Consider the following 11,177-nt stretch of genomic DNA (forward strand, 5'->3'; position numbering starts at 1 on the left):
ATACGCGAAACGGGGTTGTTCTATCTTTAAATTTAATTACGCAACAAAGCCTTGTTACGGTGAAAGATATACAAGCTTACGAAGACTTTGTTGAACGAGTATTACGCAAAGATCTGAATATTCGCAAGTTCCATACCTCAGTCTCTATGAGAACCGTGAAATTTACCACTGCAGTTAACTTAGATGAGTCATGACCTTTAGCCAGATAGAGGTGTGAATAATTAGATCAAAGGCATAATAGTTAGGGAAGAGGCTTAGCGTTGAGAGTTTTGTGAGGTGCATTGGTTATTTTTGTATAAATAGCAGTCATTTACACAAAATGTTACGTTCGCATTTTGTCATAACTTTAATAATTGTATATATTCCTCGGCTACAATAATAGTTAACAAAAGTTAATATAATGACAGCCAGCTCTCCTTCTCAATCTCGTGAAACGCTTTTAAGCGAAAATGAACAACTTGTCTCAACTACTGACCTTAAAGGTGTGATTACCTATAGTAATGATGCTTTTTGTCGCATTGCAGAATACAACCAAGATGAATTACTTGGGCAAAACCATAATATTGTTAGGCATGGTGATATGCCTAAAGCGGCTTTTGCCGATATGTGGGTGAATCTAAAACAAGGCAAGGCGTGGCGCGGGATCGTAAAAAACAAAACTAAATCCGGTGGGTACTACTGGGTTGATGCTTACGTTACCCCTATTTATGATGGCGGGAAGGTGAGTGGCTATCAGTCTGTTCGTGTTAAGCCGAAAAGCGAGTGGGTGCAAGTTGCGGATAAGGCCTATCAAAGCTTGTTGAAAGCTGAGACGTCAGGTCGCCAATGGTCACTACAGATCAGTGACAGTGTTCGTTACGCAGTGTTACTTGGCTCTTTGGCTGCGCCTCTGATTTCAAATCTTGTAGAAGTAGGGCAAGCATCGCAGTGGATATTGAGTCTTCTTCCTGTCTCTGCTCTAGCACTGCTTTTCCGACAAGAGCTCATTGATACTCCATTACAGTTGAAAAAACTGCAATCTAAATTCGATAGTGTCAGTCGCCTTGTCTACTCAGGTAACAGTCAGTTCTCTGTTGCCGATTTTCATCTCAAGCTGATGTCTGCCCGAATTCGCACTGTGTTAGGCCGTATGACAGACTCAGCGAAACCATTGCAAGATTTAGCTGATAACCTTAATGCGACGTCATACCAAGTCACTGAAGCGCTCGATCAGCAGACAAAAGATATTCTTCAGGTACGTGAAGCAACTGAAGAGGTTGAGGTGACCGCCAATGAAGTCTCTTCTCGTACAGAAGAAGCTCACCAGATTGTCGATGTTACCTTGCAAACTTGTGCTGGTGCTAAAGAGAGCATTGATCAAACCCATCGTAACCTTGAAAACTTGGCATCTCAGGCGGAGAAAGCGACGCACACGACTTACCAATTGAGCGACCAAGCGCAAAGCGTGAGCAAGATAATGGAAGAGATTGGTGGAATCGCTGAACAAACTAACTTGTTGGCACTTAACGCTGCGATTGAAGCGGCAAGAGCAGGCGAGCAAGGACGAGGCTTTGCCGTTGTTGCCGATGAAGTACGTGCGTTATCTGGTCGAACGTCAAAGGCCACAGTTCAGATTAAAGAGAGCATCGATACTATGCTGGCTACGATTGAAAGCTGGCAGAAAGATATCCTGGCGAACAGAGACCAAACCGACGCGTGCGGTGATGTTGCGAAGGTGAGCGCAGAGCGTTTATCTGAAGTTGAAAATCTAATGCAATCGATGAATGAATTGATGCAATCTGTTGAAAGCTCTGCTCATAAACAACGTGAACTATCGAGCGAAGTAAATCTGCATATGCAGTCTATTGCATCCACCGCAGAGCAAAACTTGGTTGCAACACATTCCGTGAAAGACCACTCCACAGAGCTAAAAGAGCAAGTGAATGAGTTCTATCACTTAGCGAAGCGCTTCGAAGAAAAATAGCGGTTAGATTTTAGAGTAATGAGAAATAAGAGAAGCCTTGCGAAACTAGCAAGGCTTTTTTGTGGCTCAAAAGAGCAGATTACAAAAACAGAAAGCCCCCAATAATTGGTGTCCAACTATTGGGGGCAGTTCATAATGCAGGCTCTTTAGTGTGTTCAATTTAACGTGTGATTATGTGCGCTCTGCCAAGTATGCTTCGTAATCTGGGATCTCAATGATCACTTCTTCTTCAAGCAGTGAAGAGTTAAACAGGAAGTTAGCGGTAGCGCGGTTGGTGGCTACAGGGATGTTCCAAACACTTGCTATGCGAAGTAGTGCTTTTACGTCCGGGTCGTGTGGTACAGCATTCAATGGGTCCCAGAAGAAAATCATCATATCGATCTTGCCTTCAGAGATAAGCGCACCAAGTTGTTGGTCTCCGCCCATTGGGCCGCTGATCATGCTCTTAATCGCTAAGCCTGTTTCTTTACTGAGTAGAGAACCTGTCGTGCCCGTTGCATAAAGGAAGTGCTTTTGTAGTTTTTCTTTGTTCTCTTTGACCCATCTTAATAGCTCAGGTTTGAAATGGTCATGAGCGACCAAAGCGATATTCTTATGCGTTGGCATAGTACGCGTCGTTTTTTGCATGGATGTTCCCTAAATGATTGATTCGTTTTTATTGTTTTGAGTTCTTTAGTCAATATAGCACTAAGGATTCACACTGAATACCGGGCGAAACTCAGAAGGTGACAATGAGTCAGCGATAATTTGATCTTTGAGTGTTGCGGGTGTCAGCGCTTCAATCATAGGTGCGCTATGTTTTTCATAAGGTTGACCACGCAAGTAATTGGTGGCTTGCTTTACCGACAAGCGACCTTGTTCAACCATTTTATCTGTTGGTGCAAAAAGCACCTTGTTACGAAGCAAACCGCGGTAGATTCCGTGACTTAAGTAACTTGAAATTAACCCAATATCTTTGGTTTTACCCGCAGCTCTTAGTTCACTTATCGCAGCTTCAATCGCGACTGCACTTCCGACTATATATTGAATATCCGGTTGTTCGATGACTTGTTGTACCAAGTTTCTTTGCAGTTCTTTATCGTTGTCTGCCCAATAGCTGATCGTGATTTTGATATCGCTCGATTTGATTGCATCATAAAACCCGAGAGCTACAGGTTTAGTGCCACCGCTTGCTTGTGGGCCAAGTAATAGGGCGATAGGTGTTTCTCCTGACCCTTTGGGATGTCTTTTCGACAAAAACTCTCCGACTTGGAAGCCCATTTGATACCAGTCGACACCGACCGTGCCTTTTAATACTCTTTGTTGTTCTTTATTGACGGTTAACTCATTGACTGTGGCAAATACAGGGGTTGCTCCGACCCAGTTGGTCAGGTTCTCATGGTAAGCGTCAGGCGAAACGGTGCCTAAAATAATGGCATCAGCTCCCCATTGCGTGCAAAGCACCAGTTGTGAGGCCTGTTTGGCTACGTTGGGGTAACCGCCAGCTTCTAAAACTCTAAGTTCGACTTGTTGCTTTTCTGCTTCTGAGACCATTCCGTAGTTAACCGATAACCAATAAGAGTCTTTTAGGTGCGGATAAATGGCACAAATTTTTTCTTTTTGTGATGTGGCTTCTGCCGGTTTTATTGGGCTCAAAGGCTCACTAGCACTTGCTACAGTGGTGACTGATGCTAGTAATGAGAGAAGAATTTTTGAAGTTAAAGGTCTAGATAGCATGAATTGCCGTTTTATTGGTTTTAGATAAGAAACACTGCAAAATATAGCGTATTCTGCATGGGTAAAGAAGAACGTTTTAAGGTTTAGAGTTTATGTTGTTAGCTTCAGCGAGTATTGGACGCAAGCTACTTGCCTCATTCTTAGTGATGGCCCTGTTGGTTTTATTGTCTGCATTGATCGGTGTTTCTGGTTTTAGCTTTGTAGCAAAGACTGAAAGAAACGTCGTCGATTCTGCTCTTCCTGCCATGATCGAAGCTCGTCAAGTATCTGAGTTGAGTAACCGTATTATTTCGTCGGTACAAACGCTTTCTAATGCGAGAAATGAAGCAGAAAGAAAAGAAGCGGGCACTATGTTGTTCGGTCAACTTGAGTCGCTTCTTCAGCATATCAAAGAACTTGGCGTCGACAGCTTTGATTCCCAACTTCTTAATAAACTCGAAAACAATGTCCAAAGTGTTATTAATACACTGGCTGAGTTGGGCGTGTCAGTTGAACGTAAGCTTTGGTTAAACAAGGAACTGTCTTCTCGTGTTGAAGAGATGCGTCTACTTGCGGAAGAGCTAGAACAGCTAACCCGAACCCAAGTGTTGAACACGGCCACCATCGCAGTTGCCAACGTCACACACATCTATGACCTACTAGAAACTAAGCAAACTGATAAAGCCTACCAAGCCTTAGATGCGCTTGTTGAGGTTGACCTTGATTTGTCTGAACGCTTGCACGAATTACATTTGTTGGCGTACAAAATGCTTAATCAAATTGAAGAAACGCAGACTGTCACTAACGTTGAACGTATTCATCAAATCCAATCTGAGTTTGAATCTAATCTAAGAATTATGGCGCGCCGTGTGAAAGCGGTCGAAGATCCGACTCGTTCAGCGCAGATGTCTCAGCTTCTTGAAGAATTAAGAAAACGCCAAGTCGTGTTCGATATATCGCTAGAACAATATGAGAACACCAAAAAATCTGAATTTTTGATGCAAAATACGCTGGAGCTGTTTTCGCAACTGAATACAACGGTTAACCAATTGATCGACGATTCGAATCTAAGTACCAAAAAAGCGGTTGATGAGCTGACTAGCACGCTGAATCTAGCTCAATGGTCGTTGTCGGTGATTTCAGTTATTGGCTTGGTTATCGTTGCCGTTATTGTGTGGCGAGTTGTTTATATCTCGGTGGTTAAACGTCTTACTGAATACTCTTCAGCTTTGATGTCTATCGCTCAGGGGCGTCTGAATATCGATATCTCGGTTAAAGGTAATGATGAACTGGCGCATATGGGTGAGGCTATTATTACAGCGAGAAATACGGCACAGGCGCTACAAGTGGTAGCCGTTGGAGAAGCGAAGGCGAAACGTGAGCTCGAAGAACATAAAGAGCACTTAGAAGAATTGGTCACCGACCGAACTTATCAACTGCAAAAAACCAATGAGAAGTTGAATGTCGAGGTGGAAAATCACGCTAAGGCTCGTAATGCCGCAGAACAAGCAAGCCGGGCTAAGTCCGCCTTCCTCGCGACGATGAGCCATGAAATACGAACACCGATGAATGGTGTGTTAGGTACGGCTCGATTACTTAAAGATACTGGGCTAGATCCTTTGCAATCGGGTTATGCCGATATCATTAACCGCAGCGGCAAGAATCTTCTCGCCATTTTGAATGACGTGCTTGATTATTCAAAGATAGAAGCGGGGCATTTAGAAATTCGCACGGCTTCGTTTGATCTCTACCAAATGGTTAAAGATACCTACCAACTAATGGAGGGACGTGCTGCTGAGAAGAAACTTAATTTCGATTTCCATATTGAAAGTAACGTACAACATTATTGGCGTGGTGATGTAACACGAATCAGCCAAATTTTGAACAATCTGGTTGGGAATGCGATTAAGTTCACTGAAACAGGCTCAGTCGATATCTTTATCAGCTTAGATATAGAAGATGAAAATCGAGTGATGTTTGAAGTGTCAGACACGGGGGTTGGCATTGATAGCAAAGAGCAAGCTTGTCTGTTTGATGCATTCACCCAAACCGGTAGTGGTCGCAATAAAACTGGCGGCACTGGGCTAGGGCTAGCGATCAGCAAAAGTATCATGCAAGCAATGAACGGTGATATTGGTGTTCATTCCGAAGAAGGAGAAGGTAGCCAATTCTGGTTCTCAGTACCTTTGTTCGCGGGTGAGAAGATTGAAACGAAAGCACCGACTATTGAAGCTTGTATCCGTGCCAAAGTATTGTTGATTGAAGATAACCCTGTTAACTGCATTGTTGCTGAAGGATTTCTGAATAACCTAGGCCATGACGTTGTGATGGCGACAACAGGAGAAGAGGCCAGAGCTATATTCAGTGAGCAGGCGTTTGATATTGCGCTGGTAGACATCAATCTACCCGATTGTGATGGCATAGAGCTGATTCAGCAGTTAAAAACGATTCTAGAACAAACGTCCACGGCTGAGCCGATAAATATACCACCTATGGTGGCGGTGTCGGCGCATGTATTCAATGAAGAAGTCGAAAGCTATTTAGCATCAGGGTTTGATGGTTTCTTGCCTAAGCCATTGGAGAAAGAGGCTCTTTCTCAGATCATCGTTACTCAACTCGATGGTAAAGCACTGTTGTTACCACAGCCTGATCCGAACGATGCTGTTTGCAAACAAAACTATAAACGCGTAATTGAGAGTAACAGTGATGAACGGAACGCCACACAGGTGGCTGATGTTTTGGCTAATCACACGGCTACCATTGATGCTCAATATGATACCCAAGACCGAGGAGATGCTCCGGTGAAATTGATTGATTCCAAAGTGATAGAGGGTGATCTGTCGATTCTTGGATTAGAGAAAATGAAACAGATCGTTGCGCTGTTTGATGAAAGCAGTGACCTGACCTTGAATGAATTAGCTGAGGCTAGTCAAGCGGATGATGGACGAGAAGTGAAGTCCTTGGCGCACAAACTTAAAGGATCAGCGGGTAGTTTGGGTCTATCAGCACTGTACAGCTTGTGTCAGAGCATTGAAGCAAGCGAAGAACCATTATTGCAGTATCGAGATAACGACCAAGCTTTATCGGAACTAGTTAAAGACTCGTTGAAGGCACTTGTGCCCTATGTTTCAGTTTAACGATGTGAGCCTGTTTTAAGCTTATACCTAATCTGCAAGCCAAATAAAAAATCCTCTGAACGACTATTCGTCAGAGGATTTTTTATAGCATGTGTACCAATGGTTCTTTAAGAAAGACTTACCAAGATTTCAAGCAATATGGCCGACGATTAAGGTGATATGACCGACGTTCAAGGCAATATAGCCGACGCTCGAGGCAATGTGCTCAATGTTCAAAAGCTAGAACCAAGGCCTAGCGCTTACTGGCTATCTATTTTTACTATCTATTCTCAAAACGGTTGTAATCCAATAAACCAAACTCAATCGGTTGATCTTGTTTATACCAACGGTGAACTCGGTCGCTGAATGGCCAGAACTCAGGCGAACTGCGTCGTACTGCAAACTTATCCAGTAACGCGACGTAATCTTTTTCTGTGTCCAAGCTTTGCAGTGCTTTAACCAGAGTCGGTATATCGCGCTCAGTTAATGACAGATAAGCGGCAGGGTAGCTACCTATAACCCCACGTACCAGTGTTAAGTCGTCATTGGCGTAATCTCGATTACCCTCTTCATTGAACAGGCTTGAAATGTTGCTGTGAGCGTTATTGTGAATCATAGTGAACAGCTGCTCATCGCCGCTCTCGCTTTCAATCATGATCGTCACTAATTGAGGCACATGACGCAGACCAACTCCCTTAATCAAATTCACTTGTTTGAGCAGAGCTTCGTTTTTCCGACTGAACCCTGTTTCGACAATATCAAAGCGATTATCGAGGATCGGCGCGAGCTTATCTTTGATCATATTAAGCAGTTCACGCTTAGGATTTGTCGTTTTGTATATCACGTTGGTTGGCTGGTCAAAAGGTGCAATATTGCGCTGCAAGTAGTCGCTCAACTGTGAGCTTTGGTTTTCATACCAACTTGAGTGTTCAATGTGTCGTACGTCTTTTGGAAGAAGAGTCAAGAAGTTACTCTCACCCTCAAGGCGCAAGAAGTCCATAAACATGCGGGTAATCAGTTGGTGGCCGAAGTTACCGTAGACATCAAAACCAGCAACGAGAAGGTAATGGATACGTTCTAGAAGGGCGTAATCAAGAATCCACGCTGTCTTGGGTTGTGGGCCAACTAAACCTTGAACAACTGAAGCGCTATCAAAGTGTCTAAAGATAGTAAGCGCGGCATTAGGGTTCGTGCCATTGCCATCCCAAATGATATCTGTGTCTAGATTTACGCCGCTATCAAACCATTGATTGGTGAAGTCTGATTTCGCATTAAGGTATCGAGCTTGCTGCTTCGCGTAGCTCACCCAGTTTGTGACAGGGACAGTGTTGCTTTCTAGTTCACTAGGCAGCTTTAGGTTTTGCTTCTGGTTGGCATAAAACTGATTAATTTCAGGCAGATCCGCTTTATCAGGATCGATGAATAGTACCCAGAATCTATCATTGATCACGTTGAGTGCCAGCTGCCCGCGACACACCGGCCCCTTGATAAAGGCCATGATGGTGTTTTGTGCATTGTCCAGCATGAAATGGAAGCGCGAGTTCACCGGAAGAGCTTCAAACGAAGTCATTGGATTCGCCGCGACGTCAATCGCGTAGCTAGGAAGTTGTTTGACAGCGTAACGAGCATCCACAAACCATGTGTTCCAATTGTTCAGGCGTTCTTCGTTTAATGCGAAAGGCATGTGTGTTTTGTGGACGATGGTGCCTTGCTCTGGAATCAGGCGATAATAAACCCGATCCACTTTTGGATCGTCGTAAGGTCGACGACTCGTGATGCGTTGAATCGCTTCACCAGGAGGCGTCGCAGAACGAACCAAGGTGAAGAAGCGTGTTGGCTGAGCTAAATCAGAGAAATAGAGGTGTGATAGAAACAGATGTTCATAGATATAACGTGCTGAAAGTTGGCTTTTATTGTCACTCTTGTTGAGAAAGCCCTCGTAGATTTCAACGAGCTCTTGTTCCGCATCATTCAGTGGAATATGGTCATTCATTAACGCGCCATTTTCCAACCAGCTCATTAAAGTCGCGTATTCCGTTTTATCTAAGTTCGGCATGCCATAAGGCATTCCCCACGTCGGGTAATCTCTTTCGTATTGAGCGTACTCTTCAATGGTCGGACACTGTTGGTCGCGATCGGTTGAAAAGTCGAAGCCTTCAAGTTGCGTTTGATCTGGAAGAGGGTGGTTTTCTTTTTGCATCAACATACGAGAAACAAGCCCAGCATCAAGGTTAGCCGTTGAATTCTGCATACGTTCGTTAAGCACTGGATGAAAATCCGCATCACGCCACTCTTGTGTGGTTATCGCGTCTTCAAACAGGCGGGTAGGGGCTGAGGCGGTTAAACGGGTGCCTTGATAAACGAGTGCCTTACTCGCCCCTCGGTCGATACCTTCAACTGATGACATTTTGAGCTGGCAAGGTGCATCATAACAAGCGTGGCAAACAACACAGCGGCTATCAATGATAGGTTTGACTTCGTCAATGAAATGCTGTGCTTGAGATGAAAGAATAGGCGCTTGGCGATCTCGGACTTGTTGTTCACCAAAGAGCTGATCGAAGTTCAACCCCGCGTAGACGGCACAACCTGAGAAGACGCTAACAAAAGCTAAAATGAAGAGTTTTTTCAAATTCATACGTATTAAAGATTAGGCATTTTCTCTAATTATATCGAAAATGATTGAAAAAGCTCATGTTCTGACTATGTTATAGATAAGATATTGATGTAAGTTATTTACTAGAGACTAGAGACTAGAGACTAGAGACTAGAGACTAGAGACTAGAGACTAGAGCTAGGCAACTATCTAATGATTGACGTAGCAAACCGAGAATGGAACAGATAATCGCTCGAACTCTTTGATCCATCGCCACTGGTTGTCTTGCAATTTATCGCCGGGCCCTTTGACCTCAATCCAATGAAATTCATCGTCCTTGAACGCAATCAAATCCGGCATCCCAGTTCTAAATAACTTTAGCTCACTGAGCATCACTTTGAATAGATCGACGATTAAGGCGTTCGGAATAGCCTCCATACTGTGCTCAATGAGTGCTTTAGGGAAATGGTTCCAATGAACGAATGGATTTGCGATACCGTATTTCTGGTCGTAGATATCAAGCAATTGGTTTAGTCCTTGCTCGGATATGGTTTGAAACACAGCCTGGATCTGTTCAGCTCGGTTGTCTATGAAGTCTGAATGGTACAGATCCAGAGGGCGATGTTGGTAACGATTAATAAATGCACTCTCAACGTCTGCGAAAATCACTTCCCAAAAGGCTAAGCCAAACAATCCACATAAAAAACTGTTCTCTGAAAAGTAGACTTCCCAACCTTGGTTTTCGAAATGTTGCTTCACCGCAAGTTCAACTCGCGTTTGGCTGAGGTCTAATTCCAGTTTTATCTCTTTGCAGCTCGGTTTTATGGTTCGAGAAACTTTGTGGCCCTGTTTCCGTAGTAGCCTGTTTTCAAGCTTAATAGCGACTTCCAGCTCTGATACATCTGATGGATTCGCTTTCATTTTCGTGACAATGTCACACATTAAGTTTAGCTCATCTTGCTTGTCATAGATGCGTGCAAGTCGTTCTCTGCTCGGAGGAAGTTCGGATTGTTTGAACCAAAAGACAGCTTGGTCGTTTTGGTTGAGCCTTTCTAGATCTCGTGCAATAACGTTGATCAAACGTGATCGTTTTCTGGCTATGCCTTTGTGTTCCGATTCTTCAGGAATCGAATTTAAAAGCAGTTCCAGAAATTCACCGTCTTTGCGGTCACCTTCTGAATACAAGCGTTGAATATCGCGCATCTGGAGCAGTTGATTGAGCTGTTCTCTAGAGGTGAAGAAACGGCGCTGTTTGCTTAATGGGTAGTTTTCGAAGGTGTTGAGCCCAAGATCGCTAAGAACGAATTGGCTTAGGTCTTGATAAGTATTGGCAAAGAACAGTAGCAGCAAGACATCAATAACTTCAGATTTGACAACGTAAATACAATCGAACGACAAGTTTTGAAACTTATTAAAAGGTTGGTGATCGAGCAAAGCCAAGAGTTCGTCTTTCTTCGCTGTCTTATTGTTCATCAGAAATGGAAATGCGCTGAACAGCTCTGGTTTAGTCAGTAGATTCAATCCTAATTCGAGATCACTAATGACGAGGTTATGTTGCTCAGTAGAGTGGCTTAACGCAATGAAGTTCGATGTGTTTAGCTCTTGTAGGGCGTTTTTCAGATCTGGAATTTCAGCATAGTCGAGCTTATCACTTCGAAACCAGCAGCCTTTGCGAGAAAGCAAACGAATCATTAGACACTGGCTTGAGACTGAAAGACGTTTGTATTCAGACAACCAACGGCATTCATCGTCACTTGATCTGCTCCAGTCAGACTGGACACTTAGCTAAGCGACATTTCGCTTTTCAAAG

The 11,177-nt window shown here is 43.7% G+C and carries 6 protein-coding genes and 2 pseudogenes; 4 read left to right on the forward strand and 4 right to left on the reverse strand.

The window, feature by feature from the left end:
• Positions 1 to 194 (forward strand): annotated as a pseudogene (locus AB6D07_RS21650) (hypothetical protein); the annotation flags it as partial.
• A gap of 206 nt (positions 195 to 400) precedes the next feature.
• Entirely contained in the window at positions 401 to 1,963 is a 1,563-nt protein-coding gene (locus AB6D07_RS21655) for a PAS domain-containing methyl-accepting chemotaxis protein (protein ID WP_017102544.1), read from the forward strand.
• Between the two features lie 171 nt (positions 1,964 to 2,134).
• Here the strand turns inward: AB6D07_RS21655 and AB6D07_RS21660 are convergent, their stop codons facing one another.
• Both AB6D07_RS21660 and torT read right to left on the reverse strand, forming a co-directional pair.
• The gene (locus tag AB6D07_RS21660; RefSeq protein WP_009844869.1) at positions 2,135 to 2,590 is read right to left on the reverse strand and encodes a methylglyoxal synthase; all 456 of its coding nucleotides are present in this window, start codon (positions 2,588 to 2,590) and stop codon (positions 2,135 to 2,137) included.
• A gap of 60 nt (positions 2,591 to 2,650) precedes the next feature.
• Complete coding sequence (gene torT, locus AB6D07_RS21665) at positions 2,651 to 3,598, reverse strand: TMAO reductase system periplasmic protein TorT (RefSeq protein ID WP_241810870.1); 948 nt, start codon at positions 3,596 to 3,598, stop codon at positions 2,651 to 2,653.
• On the opposite strand from torT, the gene AB6D07_RS21670 reads away from it, so the two are divergent.
• Both AB6D07_RS21670 and torS read left to right on the forward strand, forming a co-directional pair.
• Positions 3,543 to 3,707, forward strand: coding sequence for a hypothetical protein (locus AB6D07_RS21670; RefSeq protein ID WP_231847902.1), 165 nt, complete (start codon positions 3,543 to 3,545; stop codon positions 3,705 to 3,707). The genes torT and AB6D07_RS21670 overlap by 56 nt on opposite strands.
• Positions 3,708 to 3,771: 64 nt before the next feature.
• Positions 3,772 to 6,795 carry a TMAO reductase system sensor histidine kinase/response regulator TorS gene (torS, locus tag AB6D07_RS21675; RefSeq protein ID WP_017102546.1) on the forward strand — a complete coding sequence of 1,008 codons (3,024 nt, stop codon included), beginning with the start codon at positions 3,772 to 3,774 and terminating at the stop codon, positions 6,793 to 6,795.
• Between the two features lie 259 nt (positions 6,796 to 7,054).
• Here the strand turns inward: torS and AB6D07_RS21680 are convergent, their stop codons facing one another.
• Positions 7,055 to 9,409 (reverse strand): fatty acid cis/trans isomerase, encoded by a 2,355-nt coding sequence (locus AB6D07_RS21680; RefSeq protein WP_017102547.1) that lies wholly within the window; start codon positions 9,407 to 9,409, stop codon positions 7,055 to 7,057.
• A gap of 168 nt (positions 9,410 to 9,577) precedes the next feature.
• A pseudogene (locus tag AB6D07_RS21685) lies at positions 9,578 to 11,122 on the reverse strand (VRR-NUC domain-containing protein); the annotation flags it as partial.
• Positions 11,123 to 11,177: the final 55 nt, after the last annotated feature.

This window comes from Vibrio sp. 10N.239.312.C11, assembly GCF_041466065.1.
Taxonomy (GTDB): Bacteria; Pseudomonadota; Gammaproteobacteria; order Enterobacterales; family Vibrionaceae; genus Vibrio; species Vibrio tasmaniensis_A.

What these genes read in the sequence shown, in the direction of transcription:
- AB6D07_RS21655 (WP_017102544.1), top strand. Translation starts at nt 401, where the DNA reads ATGACAGCCAGCTCTCCTTCTCAATCTCGTGAAACGCTTTTAAGCGAA.
- AB6D07_RS21660 (WP_009844869.1), bottom strand. Translation starts at nt 2,590, where the DNA reads ATGCAAAAAACGACGCGTACTATGCCAACGCATAAGAATATCGCTTTG.
- AB6D07_RS21670 (WP_231847902.1), top strand. Translation starts at nt 3,543, where the DNA reads ATGGCACAAATTTTTTCTTTTTGTGATGTGGCTTCTGCCGGTTTTATT.
- torS (WP_017102546.1), top strand. Translation starts at nt 3,772, where the DNA reads ATGTTGTTAGCTTCAGCGAGTATTGGACGCAAGCTACTTGCCTCATTC.
- AB6D07_RS21680 (WP_017102547.1), bottom strand. Translation starts at nt 9,409, where the DNA reads ATGAATTTGAAAAAACTCTTCATTTTAGCTTTTGTTAGCGTCTTCTCA.